The organism is Sphingomonas vulcanisoli (assembly GCF_011761305.1).
GTDB classification, from domain to species: domain Bacteria; phylum Pseudomonadota; class Alphaproteobacteria; order Sphingomonadales; family Sphingomonadaceae; genus Sphingomonas_I; species Sphingomonas_I vulcanisoli.
On record NZ_JAAOZC010000002.1, the window covers coordinates 327,688 to 347,098 of the forward strand.

Here is a 19,411-nt window from a genome sequence, read left to right on the forward strand (position 1 = left end):
GATGGCCCACATCCATGCCCTGCACGATGGCGACGCGCTCGACGGCGCGGCGGAGCGCGCGCTGATCGCGGCGGGGGAGCAATGGACGCCGATGCGCGCGCGGGTGTTCGAGGCGCTTCGCCAATCGGCCAAGCCCGCCTCGGCCTATGACATCGCCGAACTGATCTCGAAGCGCGAGGACCGCCGCGTTCCGGCCAACAGCATCTATCGCATCCTCGATCTGTTCGTGGAGGCGAATCTGGCGCACCGGATCGAAAGCGCCAACGCCTATGTCGTCAACCGCCACCCCGCCTGCCGCCACGATTGCCTCTTCCTGATCTGCGATCAGTGCGGACAGGTGCTGCACCTCGACGACGATAAGGCGACCGAGGTGTTGCGCAATGGGGCGATCGCGTCCGGCTTCCTGCCGCGCCGCCCGATCCTCGAGATGCGCGGATTATGCGCCGATTGCGGAGCAGACGCGACGAGCTGATTGCGCGCCATCGCTCATAACCCCGCCACCTTCCGCAGCGCCGCGTTGATCCGCGTCTGCCAGCCCGATCCCTGACCCTTGAAGTGGGCAAGGACGTCTCGATCGAGACGGATCGTGGTCGCCTCCTTGTCACCGCCGGGCGGCCGACCACGCGGACGCCTGGTAAGCGCTGCGACAGCATGGGGCGGCAGGATTTCGCTAGCGGGACGCGAGCGGCGTTCCGTCTCTTCTGTCCATTCGGGGTTCTCGTCGAACCCCTCAGGCAGCTCTACTTTACCCATAGCGACGCATCTCCTTTTCGCGCGCCCGACGGAAGCTAATCAGGTGGATGCCGTCCGCCATAACCGTGAAGACCAGGCAATGGCCCTTGCCATCGATCCGACCGCGCGCCTGATAGCGAATCTCGCCGTAATCGATCCGATTATCGATCGAGACGTGCGGCTCGCCGTCGAAGCTCTCGAAGTCGCTTAGCCATAGACCGTGCTTCTCGAAATTCGATCGATCCTTGGCCGGATCAAAGCTGATCTTCATATATTCTGTTACTACAAGAATACATAGACATCAATATCGGATTGGCGCGAATTGTGGCGTTATTGCCGTTGGCTTCATCCGCCGTTCATGCGCACACCGACACATGCATGATACATTGTATCACGCTGGTTCGGAGCAACGATGCGCGCCCTTTTAGTCTCTTCGGTTGCCGCCCTTGCCTTGATCGCCAGCGCCGCCGACGCCGCGCCCGCCGATGCCGGTGAGGCCGATCAGCCCGCCTCCCCGGAAATCGTCGTCACCGCCCGCAAGCTGGATGACGCGCGCGCCGCGATTTCGCCGGCGCTCGGCGCGACTAGCTATGGCGTCGACAATGCCACGATCCAGGCGCTGCCCGGCGGCGACAATCAGCAGTTCAACCAGATCATCCTGCAGCTGCCCGGCGTGGTGCAGGATGGCAATGGCCAGTTCCACGTCCGCGACGATCACAACAATCTGCAATATCGCATCAACGGCACGATCCTGCCCGAAGGCATCGCCGTGTTCGGCCAGACGCTCAGCCCGCGCCTGATCGAGAGTTTCAACCTGCTCACCGGCGCCCTGCCCGCGCAATATGGCCTGCGCTCGGCAGGCATCATCGATATCACCACAAAGAGCGGCTTCAAGAATGGCGGCACCGTTTCGCTCTACGGCGGCAGCCGCGGCATGATCGAACCGAGCGTCGAATATGGCGGATCGACCGGATCGACCAATTACTTCGTATCCGGCGACTATCGGCACAGCCACCTCGGCATCGAGAGCGTCGATGGCTCCGCCAATCCGCTGCATGACCGCACCGATCAGGGCCAGGCCTTCGCCTATCTCGATCACATCATCGATGACGATAACCGCGTCAGCTTCGTCGGCGGCTATGCCAACCAGCATTTCGAGATCCCCAATCCGCGCGGGCTGAGCGCGGCGGCGATCGGGCCGGGCTATTCGGTCGGCGGGGTCAGCGATTTCCTCAGTGATAGTCTGGATGAGCGGCAGGTCGAACAGACTGGCTTCGGCCAGCTCGCCCTTCTCCACCACAGCGACACGCTGACCGTGCAAAGCTCGCTGTTCGCGCGCTATGCGACGCTCAACTATTATCCCGATGTGCTCGGCGAATTGCTGTTCAACGGCCAGGCGCAGCGCGCGGTGAAGAAGGATCTCACCATCGGCGCGCAGGTCGATGCCTCCTACAGAGTGAGCCCGGCGCACACGATCCGCGGCGGCGTGCTGATCACCCGCGATCACGGCACCAGCAGCACCACGACCAGCGTCTTCCCGGTGGATGCCGCCGGCAATCAGACCGGCCAGCCGATCAGCGTTGCGGAAGCCGGCGGCAACACCGAGATGACGTACAGCGTCTATCTGCAGGACGAATGGAAGCTGGCGCACAGCCTGACCTTCAATTTCGGCGGCCGTTTCGATCATTATGACGGCTATCGATCGCAGCAGATGTTTTCCCCACGCGCCAATCTCGTCTGGCAGCCGGGCGCGTTCACCACGCTCCACATCGGCTATGCGCGCTATTTCTCGCCGCCGCCGTTCGAGCTGGTCGGCAGCACGACGATCGCGCGCTACGTCGGCACCAGCGGCGCGGCCGCGGGCACCGACAACACCACGCCTTTCGCCGAGAAGCAGCATTATTTCGACGCGGGCGCCGAGCAGAAGCTGGGCGACAGCGGCGTCAGCCTGGGCGTCGATGCCTATTACCGGATCAGCCGCAACCTGATCGACGAGGGCCAGTTCGGCGCGCCGATCATCCTGACGCCGTTCAATTACAAATATGGGCGGATCAAGGGCATTGAGTTCAACGTCAATTACACCAAGGGCCCGTGGCTGGCCTATGCCAATTTCTCGGCCGCGCAAGCGAAGGGCAGGGATATCGTCTCAAGCCAGTTCAGCTTCGATCCCGCCGATCTCGCCTATATCCGCAACCATTACATCTATCTGGATCATGATCAGACCTACACGGGATCGGCAGGCGTCTCCTACCGCTTCCGCGACGGCACGCTCTCGGGGCTCAAGCTGGGCAGCGACATGCTCTACGGATCGGGCCTGCGCCGCGACGGCATTGTGCCGAACGGCGACAAGCTGCCCGGCTATGCGCAGTTCAACCTTGCGGCGAGCTACCGCATCGCGGCGGCGGGGGTGGAGGTGCGGCTCGATGTGGTGAACGTCGGCGATCACAAATATGAGATTCGGGACGGCACCGGCGTCGGCGTCGGCGCGCCGCAATATGGCGCGCGGCGCGGCGTCTTCGTGGGTGTCAGCAAGGATATCTGATCGCGGCGGACATAACCCACCCCCGTTCGTGCTGAGCCTGTCGAAGCACCGTTCTGCTTCTTTTGACGTGGAAAGAAGAACAGCCCTTCGACAAGCTCAGGGCGAACGGTGGAAGGGATGTGCCCGCATGACTAATTCAGCTCCAGCCGATCGCCCTTGATGCGCACCGATCCAAGCTTGGTGAGCATATTCTGGCCGAGCAATGAGACGCCCAGCCCCTGCCGCACCACCGCCGCGCGCACATCGTGCAGCTCGCGCCCGGCGAGCTTGACGCTGGCGAGGTGGGTCCAGGCCATTGCGGTGCTGCCGCCGACGGTCTCGACCTTCTCGCCGAAGCGATCGGCCTCGGGGGTGAGGCCCAACGTGCGGGCGTCATCCGCGCGCAGCACGGTGTAGCTGGCGCCGGTATCGACCAGGAAGCGCAAATGATGGCCGTTGACCTCCGCGCCGATGTAGAACAGCCCATCCGAAGCGCGCGCCACCTTGCTGCGGCCGGACGCATCGCTCGCCGCCGCAGCGGCCTGATCATCGACTGTCTGGCCTGCGCCGATGCCCGCGCTCGCCATCGCCGCGCTGGGGGCCGGGGCCTGCGTCACGCTGTCGTCGGCGGAGTAATGCGAGCCCATCATTCCGGCGACGCAGCCGATCGCCAGCGTGATCGCGGGGAGGGGGGCACTGGAAAGCAAGCTACTCATAAAGCAGGCTAATGCCCGGACGTTTGCAACGATCGGTGATTCGATTCGGCTAATGCGCTGTTAGGGTTGTTTTAGGATTTGATCCTCCCCTGGAAGGGGAGGTGGCACGCGCAGCGTGACGGAGGGGTGTCGCCCTTTCGAGAGCGGGACACCCCTCCACCATGCTGCGCATGGTCCCCCTCCCCTTTCAGGGGAGGATTTAGGCTACCGCGCCCGCGTGATTCTTGCCGTCGAATTTGACGATGCGCGCCTCGACGCCGTGCCGCTCGTCCAGGCAGCGCAGATTGATGCTAATGCCCTTGGGGTGCGAGCGCGGCTTGTAGAAGCTTTTGATCCCGCACTGGCTGCAGAAGATGTGCTGCGCGGCGCCGGTGCCGAAGCGGTACGTCGTCGTCTCCCGCCGCCCCTCGATCAGCCTGAAATCGTCATCGGGCACGATCAGGTGAAGGTAACCGGTCATGCTGCAGATCGAACAATCGCAATCCAAGACTTCCGGCGATTCGGGCACATCCGCCTCAAACCGCACCAGCCCACAATGGCACCCGCCTTCCACTTTCATGGAGCACTTTCTTAAATGGGGTCCCCGCAAAGTACCACTTTGTGGGGTAACTGTGTGGGGAGCTTCTGTTGCTCGGTGCTCCCCGTACCGCCGGAATCCGATTCTGTTGCCCGGTTCGGCCCGAACCGCGTTCAAGCTTTGTAATCTAAGCCGTTAGGCCGTGATTACGCAGCAATCGCGAGCGCCTCGTTATCGTTGGCACTTGTGGTTTTGAGACGTTTTACGGGTGTTCTCGTCCCGGGCAAAAACAAGGTGCCTGTTCACACGTCGATCCTAGTTCGGCCCCGTCAAAGCCTGCCTTGAAAGACAGGTTTTGGTGGAGCCGCCGGGTACCGCCCCCGGGTCCGCTGCGCCAAACACAACATGCACTTTATCACCATAGCCGGCCGAAGCCGGCGGGGAGGGATATAGGGGTTCGACGAGGCGGGGGGAAGGGGCCGCTTCATCCTCCCCTGCAAGGGGAGGTGGCATCGCGCAGCGATGACGGAGGGGTGTCACCCTTTCGAGAGCGGGATACCCCTCCACCAGCCTGCGGCTGGCCCCCCTCGCCTTCCAGGGGAGGATTTAGGCCGAGCGCGCTTTCAACTCATCCCTTATCTCGCGTAGCAGGATCACCTCCGCCGTATCCGCCGCCGGGGCCGCGGTGGCCTCGGCTTTCTCCCGCTCCAGCGCCGCGGTCGCCTTGCTCACCGCGCGGACCATCAGGAAGATGACGAAGGCGACGATCAGGAAATCCATCAGCTGGGTGACGAACTGGCCATAGCCGATCAGCGGCACACCGGCCTTCTTGAGATCGGCATAGCTGGTCAGCGATCCTTTGAAATCGGCTGGGATCGGGCCGAGGCGGACGAAGTGGCTGGAGAAATCGAGCCCGCCGGTGACCTTGCCGATGATCGGCATGATGATGTCGTCGGTCAGGCTGGTGACGATCTTGCCGAACGCCGCGCCGATGATCACCGCCACCGCGAGATCGAGGACGTTGCCGCGGGCGATGAACGCCCGAAAATCCTTGAGCATAAGCGATGCCTCCTTTTGCCCAGCTTGTTCGTTACGCCGCCGCCGATCAACCCCGATTGCGCGCGCCGTATTAGGCGAGTAAGACGGCGGGTGACGCAACCAACAGAGGCTTCCTCCATGTCGTTCGCCCGTTTCCGCATCGCTTTGCTCGCTCCCCTCGCCGCGCTGTCGCTGGCCGGGTGCGGATTGAACTCGATCCCGACCGCCGAGGAGAATGCCAAGGCCAAGTGGGCCGATGTGCAGAATCAGTATCAGCGGCGCTCCGATTTGATCCCCAATCTGGTCTCGACCGTGAAGGCCGCGGGCGCGCAGGAGAAGGACATCCTCGTCGAGGTGACGCAGGCGCGCGCCGGCGCGCAGGCTGTCCAGCTTTCGGGCGATGATCTCAAGGATCCCGCCAAGGTCGCCAATTATGAGCGCGCGCAGGGCGCGGTGACGGTATCGCTGCAGAAGCTGCAGGAGGCCTATCCCGAGCTCAAGAGCCAGGGCAATTACACGACGCTGATGAGCCAGCTCGAAGGCACCGAGAACCGGATCACCATCGCGCGCAGCGATTACAATGAAGCGGTGCAGGCCTATAATACGCGCATCCGCACCTTCCCCGACGCGATCGGCGCCAAGATCTTCTACGGCGCCAAGCCGATGCAGACCTTCCAGGCGACCACCCCGGGCTCCGAGACCGCGCCGGCGGTCAAATTCTAAAGCGCCTTCGTTCGGCATTTGTTCTTGACTTTTCGGCGCGTTTCTGCTAGGAAATTGTAATGCTCGGCCTGCGCCTTTCGCCTGAATTTGCTGCCACGACCGGCGGTTCGGGAGGAGGGCGGCAAAGCCTTCCGCAATCCTCAACTTCCTCAATTTCGGCGCATCGGACCCCCTCTCCCAGCAGGAGAGGGAGGGGCCCGCTCGGCGCAGCCGAGTGGGAGGGTGAGGGCCGGGCGTTAAGGCAGAGGGGCGTGCCCTCACCCTTCCGCGCCTTCGGCGCTCCCTCCCTCTCCCGCTGGGAGAGGGTTTTGGGCGTGATTGCCGCTTTCTTGCTCGCGCTCATCGCAGTGCCTGCGCACGCCCAATCCTTCCCCGCCTTCACCGGCCTCGTCACGGATGCCGCCAACATCCTTCCCGCCGATCGCAAGACCGCGCTCGAACAGAAGCTCGAGGCGTTCCAGCAGCAGACCGGGCGCCAGCTCGTCGTCGCCACCATTCCCGATCTCGCCGGCGATGACATCGCCGATTATGGCTATAAGCTCGGGCGGACGTGGGGCGTCGGCCTCAAGGGCGCGGACAATGGCGCGATCCTGATCGTCGCGCCCAAGGAGCGTCAGGTCCGCATTGAGGTCGGCACCCGGCTCGAGCCCGTGCTGACCGACGCTTTCTCCAGCGTGATCATCCAGACCAAGATCGTCCCCGCCTTCAAGGCCGGCGACATGCCGGGCGGGATCGAGGCGGGCACCGATGCGCTCATCCAGCAATTGAGCCTGCCCGACGATCAGGCCAGGGCCGAAATGGCCAAGGCGGCGGCAACGTTCGATGCCAGCCATCGCCGTTCGAAGCAGGGCGGCGGCGCGCCGCTGGGGCTGATCGTCTGGCTGGTGATCATGGGCGTTGTCGTCGCCAGCCATTTCGGGCGGCGCGCGGCCGGGCCATGGGGCGCGCGGCGCTATAGCGGCAGCGGCAGCAACTGGCCGATCTGGCTGTGGGCGGCGAGCGAGATGATGGATAACGGGCGGCGCTCCGGCGGCGGTGGTGGCGGCTTCTTCGGCGGTGGCGATTCGGGCGGCGGCTCCGATGGCAGCTGGGGCGGTGGCGGCTTCACCGGCGGAGGCGGCGGCGGCTTCGGCGGCGGCGGCGCATCGGGGAGCTGGTGATGCAGATCAAGCCCAGCGATGCGGCGCATGCCGCCGCCGCGATCAAGGCCGCCGAGGCGCGCACCGATGGCGAGGTGCAGGCCTTCGTCGCGGCCGCATCGGATAGCTATGCCGAGGTGCCGCTGCATTATGCGCTGCTCGTGGCGCTGCTGCCGCTGGCGCTGTCGGCGGCGTTTCCCATCGTGCTGGAGCGGGCCGCGCGGCTGGTCCATCCCGGTTGGGAAGAGCCGTCGCAGCGGTTCCTGCTGACCGTGCTGCTGGTGGTGACGGCCCTCGTCTTCCTCGCCGGTCGCTACCTGTTCGGGCTCCAGGCGGTGCGGATGGCGCTGACGCCCGCGGCCACCAAGCATCGCCGCGTCCACCGCCGCGCGCTGATGCTGTTCCGCGCCGCGATCGAGCAGCGCACCGCGAGCACCACCGGCGTCCTGCTCTATCTCAGCCTCGCCGAGCATCGCGCCGAGATCGTCGCCGATGCCGCGATTCATTCCAGGGTCGACGATAGCGAATGGGGCGAGGCGATGGCCGTGCTGCTGACGCATGTGAAGGACGATCGTCCCGGCGACGGCATCGCCGCCGCGATCGAGAAGATCGGCGACGTCCTCGAAGCCCATTTACCCCGCACCGGCACCGATCCCAACGAACTCCCCGATCGCCTGATTTTGTTGTGAGCGGCCTAACCCAAATCCTCCCCCGCCAGGGGGAGGTGGGGCCGAAGGCCTCGGAGGGGGAGGACGGCGGCGGGCTGTCAACGGTAACCCGATCCGCCCCCTCCGTCAGGCTGACGCCTGCCACCTCCCCCTGGCGGGGGAGGATGAGGTGAGCGATCCCGCCGCAATCGTCTGGCAGGGCAAATATATCACCGTCCGCAAGCAGGGGACGTGGGAATATGTCGGCCGCGCGCGCAACATCCATGCCGCGGTGATCCTCGCGATCGATGACGGCTGCGTCCTGCTGGTCGAACAATTCCGCGTCCCCCTGAACGCGCGCTGCCTGGAGCTTCCCGCCGGGCTGGTGGGGGACGAAAGCCAGGGCGAAGCCATCGAGACTGCCGCCGCGCGCGAGCTGGAGGAGGAGACCGGCTATCGGCCGGGCCGCATCGAAACGGTCGGCCGCTTCGCCTCCTCGCCGGGGATGGTTTCGGAGACCTTCACGCTGGTCCGCGCGCATGAGCTGACCAAGGTGGGGGAGGGCGGCGGCGTCGATAATGAGGGCATCACCGTCCACCGTGTACCGCTCGACGACGTCCCCGCTTATGTCGAAGCGCGACGCAACGAGGGCTTCATCATCGACGTGAAGCTGCTGGTGCTGCTGGGAGCGAGTCTTCTCTCTTCACCCCTCCCTTTAAGGGAGGGGCCAGGGGTGGGTTAGCGGCGGACGGGGCTCGATGCCCCGTTCGGTGCTTTTGCGACGGGTGGCTAAGTTTTTTGGGCGCGCAGACGCGCGCACCCACCCCAATCCCTCCCTTGAAAGGGAGGGGTTTGCCTATTCCCCCTGCACCCGCTCATGGTGGCGGATCACCTCGTCGATGATGAAGCGCAGGAAGGCTTCCGAGAAATCGGGATCGAGCTGGGCGCTTTGCGCCAGCGCCCGCAGCCGCGCGATCTGCTCGCCCTCGCGGCCGGGATCGGCGGGGGGCAGCCCGGCTTCGGCCTTGTAGACGCCGACCGCCTTGGTCACCTTGAAGCGTTCGGCGAGCAGATAGACCAAGGCCGCATCGATATTGTCGATGCTCTGGCGATATCCCTCGAGCCGCGCGTCGGCCATGTCCCTTCTCCCTCGCTTCACCGCGCCATGCGGGCGCATCGCGGGAGTTGCAAGCCGCTCCGCTTGCAAGTCGGGGTGAAGATCGCCAAATCGCGCGGCATGGCGACGATCATCCCCTTCCGCCGAGACCATGCCCCGTCGCTCGATCCGATGATCAAGCTGGTCGCGGCGGACATGAACCAGGTCAACAGCGTCATCCTCGAACGGATGCAGTCGGACGTGCCGCTGATCCCCGAACTCGCCGGCCACCTCATCGCCGGGCGCGGCAAGCGGATGCGGCCGATGCTGACGCTCGCCTGCGCGCACCTGCTCGATTACGGCGGCGCGCGGCACCACAAGCTCGCCGCCTGCGTCGAATTCATTCACACCGCGACGCTGCTGCACGATGATGTCGTCGATGGCTCCAATCTCCGCCGCGGCCGCCGCACCGCCAATCTGATCTGGGGCAATGCCGCCAGCGTGCTGGTCGGCGATTTCCTGTTCAGCCGATCGTTCGAGCTGATGGTCGAGGACGGGTCGCTGCGCGTGCTCAAGATCCTCTCCGGCGCAAGCTCGATCATCGCGCAGGGCGAGGTCGATCAGCTCACCGCGCAGCGCCGGATCGAGACCGGCGAGGCGCATTATCTGCGCATCATCGATGCCAAGACCGCCGCCTTGTTCGCCGCTGCCTGCCGCATCGCCGCGGTGGTCGCCGAGCGCGACGCGAAGACCGAGGAGGCGCTGGACAGCTACGGCCGCAACCTCGGCATCGCCTTCCAGCTGGTCGACGACGCGATCGATTACGCCTCGGATGATGCAACGATGGGCAAGGACGCCGGCGACGATTTCCGCGACGGCAAGATCACCCTGCCGGTGATCCTCGCCTATGCCCGCGGTTCGGACGCCGACCGCAAATTCTGGCGCGACGCGATCGAGATCGGCAAGAACGACGACGACCAGCTCGCCCACGCCACCCGCCTGCTCCGCGACAGCGGTGCCTTGGCGGATACGCTGGCGAGGGCCCGCCACTACGGCCAGCTCGCGATCGACGCGCTGGCGGGCATCGGCGGCGGCACGGCCAGGGCGGCGTTGGTGGAAGCGGTGGAGTTCGCGGTAGCGCGGACTTTCTAAATCCTCCCCAGCTTTGGCTGGGGAGGGGGACCATCCGCAGGATGGTGGAGGGGAACTCCGCCGTCGCGCCTTTCCCCTCCACCACGCTTCGCGCGGTCCCCCTCCCCACGAAATCGTGGGGAGGACTTAATCTCGCAACGCCGCCATGAAGTGGCGGCGGCAGAGCGCGATGTAGCGTTCGTTGCCGCCGATCTCGGTCTGCGCGCCTTCGTGGATCGCTTTGCCCGCCTCGTCGACGCGCAGGTTCATCGTCGCCTTGCGGCCGCAGCCGCAGATCGCCTTGATCTCGGTCAGCGTGTCGGCCAGCGCCAGCAGATAGCGGCTGCCTTCAAATAACTCGGCGCGGAAATCGGTGCGCAGGCCATAGGCCAGCACCGGAATGCCGAGTTCGTCGCACACCGCCGCCAGCGCGAACACCTGCGCGCGGGTGAGGAATTGCGCCTCATCGACCAGCACGCAGGCGAGCGGCTGCGCTGCATGTTCGGCGGCGATCGCCGCGCGCAGATCGGTCGCGGCGTCAAAGGCATTGGCCTCCGCCTCCAGCCCGATCCGCGAGGTGATGACGCCGCGCGCGTAGCGATCGTCGATCGCGGCGGTCCACAGCATCGTCTGCAACCCGCGCTCGCGATAGTTGAAGCTCGCCTGCAGCAGCGTGGTCGATTTGCCCGCGTTCATCGAGGCATAATAGAAATAGAGCTTGGCCATGCGCGCGGCCCTCAGGCGCTCTTGATATAGCGATCGACGATCGGATCGAGCAGGTTGAGCGGCACGTTGCCGCCCTGCACCACGGCATCGTCGAACCGCCGGAGATCGAACTTCGCGCCCAGCGCGGACTGCGCCCGCACGCGCTGCCGATTGATCTCGTTGTGCCCCATCTTATAGCCGCACGCCTGCCCCGGCATCGCGCAATAACGGGTGAGCTCGCTCACCCATTGCGCGCGCGTCATGCCGGTGTTGGCGATCGCCCATTGCAGCGCCTGATCGAAGCTCCAGCCCTTGGCGTGGATGCCGGTATCGACGACCATCCGGCACGCCCGGAAGCCCATCGATTGCAGATAGCCGAGCCGCCCGAGCGGATCGCCGTCATAAGCGCCAAGCTCAAAGCCCAGCTGCTCGGCATAGAGCGCCCAGCCCTCCGAATAGGCATTGAAGGCGATGTAATTGCGGATCAGCGGCATCGCATTGGCATATTCGCCCTGCCAGACGTGCCCCGGAATGCCCTCATGATAGCAAAGCGTGGGCAGCGCATAGCGCGGCCAGATGCCGGTATCTTTGAGATTGATATAATAGACGCCGGGCATCGTGCCGTCGATCGATCCCGAAGCGGCATAGCCGTTGGGCGCGCCATCCTGGATCGACGGCGGCACGCGCTTGATGACGAGATTGCCCTTGACCAGCGTGGCGAAGGCCTTGGGCATGCGGCCGCGAATGTCGGTGATGCGGCCGTTGAGGTAAGCGAGCAGCTTGGCGCGCCCGGCATCGTTGTTGGCGAAGAGCAGATCGGGGCGTTTGGAGAGCGCGGTCATCCGCTCGCCGACCGTGCCCTTGCTCAGCCCCTGCGCCTTGAGCAGCCCGTCCATCTCGCCCTGGATGGCGGCGATCTGCTGCTGGCCGAGGGTATGGACCTCGTCAGGCGTCGCGTTGGTGGTGGTTCCGGCGCGCAGCACCCAGGCATAATAGTCTGCGCCATCGCGCAGCTTGTCGACGCCGGGCGCCGAGGTCGCCTCGGCGCGCGCGGCGCGGAGCACGGCGATCTGGCGGTCGAGCGCGGGCGCGACCCTCTCCACGACCAGCGCCTGCGCTTTGGCGGCGTAGCTGTCGTTGAGCCCGGCGTCCTTGCTCAGGCGCCGCAGCGTCTTGACCACGCCCCATTCGCTGGCTGGCTCGGCGCGCCCTGCGCTGAGATTGCCGAGCACCATGTCGCAGATGAAATCGGGCGGGATCACGCCGTGCGCGGCATCGGCGCCGATGCGGTCGGTCTCGCCCGCCAGTTGCCCGGCATAGGCCTCGACCCGCGCGAGATAGGCTTCGGCATCGATGCTGGTGGCGATGGGGTGCTTGTTGTCGAGAAAGTCGGGCGTATCGACGAACGCGCCGCCGAGCTGGCTGACGACATAAGGCGAATTGCGGAAGCCGTTACTGCCGCTCAACACCGCCATATCGCCATACGGAAATTTCCAGCCATCGACTGCAAGGCCGAACGCGGTCTGGGCGACATCCATATCGAGCGCGACGCCGGGCGACAGGTGCGCGCGGTCCACCGCCTTTAATTCAGCGAGGCGACGGTCGGCCCAAGCCATGCGCCGCCGCTCGGCATTGATCGATCGATCGGTCAGCCTGGCGCGCAGCCCGGCGCGCGCGCCCTTGTCGATGCCGAGATAGGAGGCGTTTTCGGGATATTCGGTCAGCAATCGCTCGGCAGTCTGGCCGAGGAGATTGGTGGCGGCGGCATCGCCAGGTGCGGCCGGGGCCTGTGCGGCGAGGGGGAAAGCCGCGCCGACGCCGATCGCGGCGGCCCCAGCCATCCATTCCCGACGATTCACCGCGCGCATATCGATCTCCCCAACAAGCGCGCACCTTAGCGGGCGAGAGGGGCTGCACAAGCGAGCCAACCATCCCGTTCGTGCTGAGCTTGTCGAAGCCCTGTCCTTTCTTAAGGCGTTGAAAGAAGGACGGCCCTTCGACAGGCTCAGGGCGAACGGTGTTTGAGCGCGTAAAGCTTCCCTCTAAAGCGTTCTGGCCAATGCTCCCGATCGAAACCGTCCTTCCCGATCTGCTCGCGGCGCTCGATGCCGGGTCGAACGCCGTCCTCGTCGCGCCGCCGGGCGCGGGCAAGACCACGATGGTCGCGCCCGCATTGCTCGACCAGCCCTGGTGTACCGGCAAGGTGCTGCTGCTCGGGCCCCGCCGCCTCGCGGTGCGCGCTGCTGCAGAACGGATCGCGGCGCAGGCGGGCGAGCCGGTGGGTGGGCGGATTGGTTATGCAACGCGGCTCGACGCCAAACAATCGCGGGACACGCGGCTGCTGGCGATCACGCAGGGCATCTTCGTCCAGATGATCCAGGCTGATCCCGAACTGACGGGCATTTCTGCCGTGTTGTTCGATGAGGTCCATGAGCGCAGCCTCGACAGCGATTTCGGTCTGGCGCTGGCGCTGGATGCGCAAGGAGCGCTGCGGCCTGACCTCCGCATCGTCGCAATGTCGGCGACTTTGGATGGCGAGCGTTTCTCCAGGCTGCTGGGTGGCGCGCCGGTGATCGAAAGCCAGGGGCGCACTTTTCCGATCGACACGCGCCACATCGGGCGCGGATCGGCGCGGATCGAGGATGAGATGGCCGCCGCGATCCGCCGTGCGCTGGGGGAAACCGAGGGCGGCCTCCTCGCCTTCCTGCCCGGTGTGGCCGAGATCGAGCGGACGGCCGAGCGGCTTGAAACCCTTTCCGGCGTCCGAGTCCACAAGCTCCATGGCCGGGCCGAGCCGCCCGCGCAGCGCGCCGCGATCGCGCGTGAGCCGGATGCGAAGCGCAAGCTCGTCCTCGCCACCGCGATTGCCGAGACCAGCCTGACGATCGACGGCGTCACCGTGGTGATCGACAGCGGCCTCGCTCGCCGCGCCCGCTACGATCGCGCCGCGGGGGTGACGCGGCTGGTCACCGAGCGCGTCAGCCAGGCCGCTGCGACACAGCGCGCAGGGCGCGCCGGGCGGCAATCGCCGGGTATCGCCTATCGCCTGTGGGAAGAGGCGGCGACCGCCGGCCTACCCCGCTTCGATCCGCCCGAGATCGCCGAGGCCGATCTCTCCGGGCTGCTGCTCGCCTGCGCGCTATGGGGCGTGATCGATCCGGCGAGCCTGCGCTGGCTCGATCCGCCGACCAGCGCGGCGGTGAGCGAGGCGCGGGGACGGCTTGAGAGTTTCGGGATGCTGGATGGGGATGGGCGGGTGACCGCGCATGGCCGCAAGGTGGCTGGCCTGCCGCTGTCGCCGCGGCTGGGGCATATGCTGGTCGCCGCGGCGGAGCGGGGGTGGGCGCGGACTGCGGCAGAGGTGGCGGTGCTGCTTTCCGAGCCCGGCGTCGGGGGTAATGATCCCGACCTCGAGAGCCGGATGCGAAGGTGGCGGAACGAGCGCGGGCAACGGGCGGATGGCGCTAGGCAATTGGCCGACCGATGGGTGCGCCTAGTCCCCCTCCCTGGAAGGGAGGGGTTAGGGGCGGGTGGATCAGAAGCGGGGCTCATCACGAGTAAGCAACCCACTCCCAATCCCTCCCTTTCAGGGAGGGGGGAAGAAATTGCGGCCTGCATCGCGCTCGCTTTCCCCGACCGGATCGCCAAGCGCCGCGGTTCCGATGGCGCTGACTGGATCTCCGCCGGCGGGCGCGGCTTTCGCCTCGATCCCACATCGTCGCTCGCCCGCGCCGAATGGCTGGCCGTGGCGGAAACGCAGGGATCGGCGGCAGGCGCCCGGATCCTCGCCGCCGCTGCGATCGATCCGGCCGAGGTGGAGGGCCTGTTCGCCGATCGCATCACCATCGAACATTCGGCGCGCTTTGATGCCGCGACCGGCGCGGTCGAGCCGCTGCGGGAGCGGCGGCTGGGCGCGATCCGGCTCGCGCGTGGGCCCGATCCTGCGCCGGATCGCGCGGCGATTGCGGCGGCGCTCGTCGCAGGTGTGCGGACGCACGGGCTCGGCCTGATCCCTTGGAGCGAGAGCGCGGCGATGCTGCGCGCCCGTGCCGCCTTCGTGCACGGAATCGATCTGTCCGACGCGGCGCTGATGGCACGGCTCGACGAATGGCTGCCGCCACTGGTCGAGGGGCGTCGCCGCTTGTCCGATATCGATCCCGGCGCGCTGCATCAGGCGATCGAGAACCTGCTCGATTGGGATCAGCGCCGCGCGCTCGATGCCGCGGCGCCGCGCGATTTCGTCAGCCCGCTCGGCTCGCACCATGCCATCGATTATGCCGCTGAAGGTGGCCCCGCGGTCGAGCTGCGCGTGCAGGCGCTGTTCGGGCTCGCCACGCATCCGATGATTGGCCACACCCCGCTCGTCCTGCGCCTCACCTCGCCCGCCGGCCGGCCGATCCAGACGACGCGCGATCTGCCGGGCTTCTGGAAGGGTAGCTGGGCGGCGGTCGCGAAGGAGATGCGCGGCCGCTATCCCCGCCATCCCTGGCCCGACGATCCCGCCGCCGCCGCGCCGACGCTCAGGACGAAGCGGGCGTCCGGCTCCTAGGCCCCTTCCCTTCAGGGGAGGGGTTGGGGGTGGGGCCTCTCCGCTCACTTGTTGCGAGCAATTTGGTCCGACTCCCCCTCCCCTGAAGGGGAGGGGCTTGATCTCCTCTTGACGCTCACGCGCCACGCGATAGGCGGTCTTCATGACCGAAGCCCGCATCCGCCAACGCATCAAAAGCAGCATGCAATCGGGGCGTGCCAACGAAGGCGCGTGGATCCTCGAGTATGAGCCTGCCGAGGCCAAGCATCCCGATCCGCTGACCGGCTGGGCGGGATCGGGCGACACGCGCGAGCAGGTGCGTCTGGGCTTCCCAACGCTGGAGGCCGCCAAGGCCTATTGCGAGCGGCATGGCCTTGCTTACCACGTCACGCTGGCGCAGGCCGGGCGGACGCTAAAGCTGCAGGCTTATGCCGACAATTTCAAAGGGCCGGACCTGACGCTCTAAGCGTGCGGTGCTCCGGCGCAGACCGGAGCGTTGCGCCCGATCGTCCAAGGCTCCGGCCTGCGCCGGAGCACAACGCCGCGTGATGTGTTGTCGCTCGGATAGGAGGCGGTGATGCTCGAACATGTGCCGGCATGGCTGGGTGGCTTGCTGCATAACGTGCGCGCGGGGCATGGCAAGCTTGTCGCCGCCGATCCCTCGCTCGGCGCGCTGGAGGCGACGCTCGATCTCACCAGCCCCGCCTTCGCCGATGAAGGGCGATTGCCGATCCGCTTCACCGCCGATGGCGCGGGCACCTCGCCGCCGCTGACCTGGGGCGAGGCGCCGGAAGGCACCGACTGCTTCGCGCTGATCGTAGAGGATCCCGATGCGCCCGCGCCGCGCCCGCTCGTCCACGCCGTGGTGTGGGGCATCGGCGCGCAGGAGCGGCGGCTGGAGGAAGGCGCGATCGTCCGCGACGGCGCGGGCGGGCCGGACGGCGACGTCGGGCTCAACAGTTTTCGTAGCGAAGGCTGGCTGCCGCCCGATCCGCCGCGCGGGCATGGCCGCCACGATTATGTCTTCCAGCTCTTCGCCCTCTCCGAACAGCCCGATCTCGGCGAAAGCCCGGGGCGCAGCGCGGTGGTCAAGGCGATGGCGGGCAAGGTGCTGGCGGTGGGCGTGCTGATCGGCAGCTATTCGCGTGAGGAGGAGGCCTCGGTAGGGCCAGCGGGCGCGCTTAATCCGGCCTGATCCTCCCCGTCCGGGGAGGAGCTTGAAGGGACGCGGCGCTTGCGCCAAGCGGGGCGCGTGAAGGCGCACTCCGTTCAACCCCGCTGGGGCTTCCTGCTAGTCGCGCTTGTGATCGCCACCATCGCGTTCCGCAGCCTCTATTTCGGCGATCCGGTGATCGATGCCGATGAGCAATTCTATCTCTTCACCGGCGATAGGATGCTCAGGGGCGCGTTGCCCTATGTTGATATCTGGGACCGCAAGCCGGTGGGGCTGTTCGTGCTGTTCGCGGGTATCCGGCTGTTGGGGAGCGATGGCGTTCTCGCCTATCAGTTGGTCGCCGCTGGCTTCGTCGCCGCGACCGGTGTGGTTATCGCCACGATCGCGCGGTGGACGGCGGGGCCGTGGCCCGCGATCGCCGCCGCGATCGCTTATCCGCTGGCAATCGGCTGGTCGGGCGGGATGGGCGGGCAATCGCCGGTCTTCTACAATCTGCCGATGGCGCTGGCGGCGCTGATCCTCGTGCGACTGATCGAGCGCCCCGCGCGGTTCGTCAGCCTCGGCATCGCCGCGATGCTGCTCACCGGCATCGCGCTGCAGATCAAATATTCGGCGGTCTACGAAGGCATCTATTTCGGTTGTACCTTGCTGTGGATCGGCTGGTGGCAGCGGATTGGCTGGTCCCGCTTGATCGGTGCGGGTTCGCTGTGGATCGCCGCCGCGTTGTTGCCGACGTTGCTGGCCTGGCTAGCCTATATAGGGCTGGGGCAGGGGCCGGCGTTCGTCTTCGCCAATTTCACCTCGATCCTGCTGCGCCATAACGAGCCAATCCCCGCGCAGCTCTATCAGCTCGCCAAGATGCTGGCGCGGCTCTCGCCCTTCTTCATCGCGTTGGGGTTGAGCGAGAGGCTGCGGCGCAGGCCGATCGACGCGCCCGCGATTCACCGCTTCGTGCTCGGCTGGGCAGCGGCGTCGTGCGTCGGCATTCTGTTGTTCGGCAATTATTTCAACCATTACGCGCTGCCGTTGATCGTGCCCTTGTGCATCGCCACGGCCCCCGCTTTTCGGCTGCGGCCGCGCAGGCTCGCGCTGTTTCTCGTCGCGCTGGTGCTGGTGGCTAACGGCGTCGCTTATGCGATCAACTGGCGCAATGTGCTCCATCGATCAGGCGATCGCGCTTATGCCGCGCGGCTCACTCAGGTGATCGAGGCCAATCTCCACGGTGGCTGCCTCTACGTCTATGCCGGCGAGCCGATCCTCTATTATCTCACGCAAAGCTGCCTTCTGACGCGCTGGCCCTTCCCCTACCACCTGTCCTTCGCGCGCGAGGCGACGGCGCTGGGGGTCGATCCGGCGGCGGAGGAGCGCGCGATCCTGGCGCAGCGGCCGACCGTGGTGGTCGATTCCTTCGATCCGACCGATGTGGATACCAATCGCGCCACGCAGGCAGTGCTGCATGCGGCGCTGGCGCGCGACTATCGTCTGATTGCGGCTTTCCCGCTGAAGCGTGAGACGCGGCTGGTCTACGCGCTCAAGCGCTGACGGCGGTCTGCGCCGGTTCCGCGTCGGTGTTCCATGCCGGCTGCCACCCGGCTTGAGGGCGCCGCGCGGGCGTACCGTCGAGCAAGGCGCGATAGGCCTCCGCCGCCGATCCGACGCGATGCCGCTCGACCGCCTGCGCCAGCAGCATCGGATCGGGGGCGGGCTGCGCCAGCATCCGCGCCATCGCCTGCGCCAGTGCGGCGGGATCGGCGATCGGCACCGTCATGCCGAAGCGATCGTCGCCGAGCAGTTCATGGGTCGCGGGGGTGCAATCGGTCGCCACCACCGGTCGTCCTGCCGCCAGCGCCTGCGCGATGACGGCGGCATAACCTTCATAATGCGACGACAGCACGAACAGCCGCGCCGCATCCAAGGCAGGGCGGATCTCCGCCGCGAACCCCGGCAAGCGCACGCGATCCTGAAGCCCGAGACGGGCGACCAGCGCCTCCAGCTGCGGCCGCTCGCAGCCTTCGCCGACGATCACCAGCCGGGCATCGGGATCATCAAGCAGCGCGAAGGCCGAAATCAGATCCTCGAACGCCTTTTGCGCAACCAAGCGCCCCGCCGCTACGATCGTGCGTCCTTCCGCCATCGTCGGCGCGGCGCTGCCGTCGGGCACGCAGGGCAGGGGGATGGCGCGCACGGTGACGTCCGGCAAGATACGCGCCGCCTCGGGCCGCTGCCGATCGGACATGGTGACCAGCGTATCGATGCCGCGCAGCAGCCGGCGCATCTTCCAGCGGAAGCCCGCTTTGCGCAGTCCGCGGCGCTGCGGTTTGCTGATCGGCGAGCTCAGCTGCGCGACGATCTTGGGACGAATGCCGTCGGGCAGGCGGCGGATCGGCGGGATCGCATCCCAATGATAATTGCCGGGAATGAAGCAGCTGTGATGCGGCTCGGCATGCAGGAAGCGAGCGGCAGCGGCACCGAGCCGGGCGACCGATCCGCGCTGCCGGACAATGCCGCCTGGCGCCTCGACGACGCGCACCGGGGCGCCTTCGATCAACGGGCGAAGTGGGCCTTCGGCCTTGCCGCAGAAGATCGTCACCGCGCGGCCTGCCTCGCTCCACGCCCGCGCCAAGGTCAGCGCGACATGCTCGGTGCCGCCCAGCGCGAAATCCTGCAGAATGATGCAAAGCGGGCGGTGCGGCTGGGTGTTCAGGCGCAAGTCGAGAGCTTTCGATCGTGGATGCTTTTCGGCT

General features: G+C 66.5%; 20 protein-coding genes and 1 other RNA gene. 11 read left to right on the forward strand and 10 right to left on the reverse strand.

The window, feature by feature from the left end; all coding sequences use genetic code 11:
- The first annotated feature begins 1 nt into the window (after position 1).
- Positions 2 to 472: a Fur family transcriptional regulator gene (locus FHS31_RS05705; RefSeq protein ID WP_167072401.1), complete on the forward strand. Its 471-nt coding sequence runs from the start codon at positions 2 to 4 to the stop codon at positions 470 to 472.
- A 14-nt stretch (positions 473 to 486) separates the two neighbouring features.
- Here FHS31_RS05705 and FHS31_RS05710 read toward each other — a convergent pair whose 3' ends face one another.
- Together FHS31_RS05710 and FHS31_RS05715 are read right to left on the reverse strand one after the other, a co-directional pair.
- Positions 487 to 753 (reverse strand): BrnA antitoxin family protein, encoded by a 267-nt coding sequence (locus FHS31_RS05710; protein WP_167072402.1) that lies wholly within the window; start codon positions 751 to 753, stop codon positions 487 to 489.
- Positions 746 to 1,003: a BrnT family toxin gene (locus FHS31_RS05715; RefSeq protein ID WP_167072403.1), complete on the reverse strand. Its 258-nt coding sequence runs from the start codon at positions 1,001 to 1,003 to the stop codon at positions 746 to 748. The genes FHS31_RS05710 and FHS31_RS05715 overlap by 8 nt, the downstream gene beginning before the upstream one ends.
- A gap of 141 nt (positions 1,004 to 1,144) precedes the next feature.
- Between FHS31_RS05715 and FHS31_RS05720 the strand changes: the two genes are divergently transcribed.
- Complete coding sequence (locus tag FHS31_RS05720; RefSeq protein ID WP_167072404.1) at positions 1,145 to 3,274, forward strand: TonB-dependent receptor; 2,130 nt, start codon at positions 1,145 to 1,147, stop codon at positions 3,272 to 3,274.
- 131 nt (positions 3,275 to 3,405) lie between these two features.
- Here FHS31_RS05720 and FHS31_RS05725 read toward each other — a convergent pair whose 3' ends face one another.
- From FHS31_RS05725 to mscL, 4 genes are all read right to left on the reverse strand, one after another.
- Positions 3,406 to 3,969, reverse strand: coding sequence for a retropepsin-like aspartic protease family protein (locus tag FHS31_RS05725; protein ID WP_167072405.1), 564 nt, complete (start codon positions 3,967 to 3,969; stop codon positions 3,406 to 3,408).
- A 199-nt stretch (positions 3,970 to 4,168) separates the two neighbouring features.
- Positions 4,169 to 4,528, reverse strand: coding sequence for a GFA family protein (locus tag FHS31_RS05730; RefSeq protein WP_167072406.1), 360 nt, complete (start codon positions 4,526 to 4,528; stop codon positions 4,169 to 4,171).
- A 92-nt stretch (positions 4,529 to 4,620) separates the two neighbouring features.
- Positions 4,621 to 4,965: a transfer-messenger RNA gene (gene ssrA, locus FHS31_RS05735) on the reverse strand.
- Positions 4,966 to 5,092: 127 nt separating this feature from the next.
- A complete protein-coding gene (mscL, locus tag FHS31_RS05740) occupies positions 5,093 to 5,545 on the reverse strand; it encodes a large conductance mechanosensitive channel protein MscL (protein WP_167072407.1) in 453 nt (150 codons plus the stop codon).
- Between the two features lie 117 nt (positions 5,546 to 5,662).
- On the opposite strand from mscL, the gene FHS31_RS05745 reads away from it, so the two are divergent.
- From FHS31_RS05745 to FHS31_RS05760, 4 genes are all read left to right on the forward strand, one after another.
- On the forward strand, positions 5,663 to 6,247 hold the full coding sequence (locus tag FHS31_RS05745; protein ID WP_167072408.1) for a LemA family protein: 585 nt from the start codon (positions 5,663 to 5,665) through the stop codon (positions 6,245 to 6,247).
- A 308-nt stretch (positions 6,248 to 6,555) separates the two neighbouring features.
- Entirely contained in the window at positions 6,556 to 7,407 is an 852-nt protein-coding gene (locus FHS31_RS05750) for a TPM domain-containing protein (RefSeq protein ID WP_243843287.1), read from the forward strand.
- Positions 7,407 to 8,075, forward strand: coding sequence for a TPM domain-containing protein (locus tag FHS31_RS05755; RefSeq protein WP_167072410.1), 669 nt, complete (start codon positions 7,407 to 7,409; stop codon positions 8,073 to 8,075). Before FHS31_RS05750 ends, FHS31_RS05755 begins: the two co-directional genes overlap by 1 nt.
- Positions 8,076 to 8,223: 148 nt before the next feature.
- A complete protein-coding gene (locus tag FHS31_RS05760) occupies positions 8,224 to 8,775 on the forward strand; it encodes an NUDIX domain-containing protein (RefSeq protein WP_167072411.1) in 552 nt (183 codons plus the stop codon).
- A gap of 114 nt (positions 8,776 to 8,889) precedes the next feature.
- Here the strand turns inward: FHS31_RS05760 and FHS31_RS05765 are convergent, their stop codons facing one another.
- Positions 8,890 to 9,171, reverse strand: a complete 282-nt coding sequence (locus FHS31_RS05765) for a chorismate mutase (RefSeq protein WP_167072412.1) — start codon at positions 9,169 to 9,171, stop codon at positions 8,890 to 8,892.
- A 99-nt stretch (positions 9,172 to 9,270) separates the two neighbouring features.
- Here FHS31_RS05765 and FHS31_RS05770 point away from each other — a divergent pair, with 99 nt between their 5' ends.
- Positions 9,271 to 10,281, forward strand: a complete 1,011-nt coding sequence (locus FHS31_RS05770; RefSeq protein WP_167072413.1) for a polyprenyl synthetase family protein — start codon at positions 9,271 to 9,273, stop codon at positions 10,279 to 10,281.
- A gap of 126 nt (positions 10,282 to 10,407) precedes the next feature.
- Here the strand turns inward: FHS31_RS05770 and FHS31_RS05775 are convergent, their stop codons facing one another.
- Together FHS31_RS05775 and FHS31_RS05780 are read right to left on the reverse strand one after the other, a co-directional pair.
- A complete protein-coding gene (locus FHS31_RS05775; protein WP_167072414.1) occupies positions 10,408 to 10,986 on the reverse strand; it encodes a thymidine kinase in 579 nt (192 codons plus the stop codon).
- An 11-nt stretch (positions 10,987 to 10,997) separates the two neighbouring features.
- Entirely contained in the window at positions 10,998 to 12,833 is a 1,836-nt protein-coding gene (locus FHS31_RS05780; protein WP_167072415.1) for a DUF885 domain-containing protein, read from the reverse strand.
- A gap of 191 nt (positions 12,834 to 13,024) precedes the next feature.
- On the opposite strand from FHS31_RS05780, the gene hrpB reads away from it, so the two are divergent.
- The 4 genes from hrpB (at position 13,025) to FHS31_RS05800 (ending at position 18,209) form a co-directional block, all read left to right on the forward strand.
- On the forward strand, positions 13,025 to 15,514 hold the full coding sequence (gene hrpB / locus FHS31_RS05785) for an ATP-dependent helicase HrpB (RefSeq protein ID WP_167072416.1): 2,490 nt from the start codon (positions 13,025 to 13,027) through the stop codon (positions 15,512 to 15,514).
- A 142-nt stretch (positions 15,515 to 15,656) separates the two neighbouring features.
- Positions 15,657 to 15,959 (forward strand): ETC complex I subunit, encoded by a 303-nt coding sequence (locus FHS31_RS05790; RefSeq protein ID WP_167072417.1) that lies wholly within the window; start codon positions 15,657 to 15,659, stop codon positions 15,957 to 15,959.
- A 111-nt stretch (positions 15,960 to 16,070) separates the two neighbouring features.
- Entirely contained in the window at positions 16,071 to 16,688 is a 618-nt protein-coding gene (locus tag FHS31_RS05795) for a YbhB/YbcL family Raf kinase inhibitor-like protein (protein ID WP_167072418.1), read from the forward strand.
- Between the two features lie 57 nt (positions 16,689 to 16,745).
- The gene (locus FHS31_RS05800) at positions 16,746 to 18,209 is read left to right on the forward strand and encodes a hypothetical protein (RefSeq protein ID WP_167072419.1); all 1,464 of its coding nucleotides are present in this window, start codon (positions 16,746 to 16,748) and stop codon (positions 18,207 to 18,209) included.
- Here the strand turns inward: FHS31_RS05800 and FHS31_RS05805 are convergent.
- Positions 18,199 to 19,377 (reverse strand): glycosyltransferase, encoded by a 1,179-nt coding sequence (locus FHS31_RS05805; protein WP_167072420.1) that lies wholly within the window; start codon positions 19,375 to 19,377, stop codon positions 18,199 to 18,201. The genes FHS31_RS05800 and FHS31_RS05805 overlap by 11 nt on opposite strands.
- Positions 19,378 to 19,411: the final 34 nt, after the last annotated feature.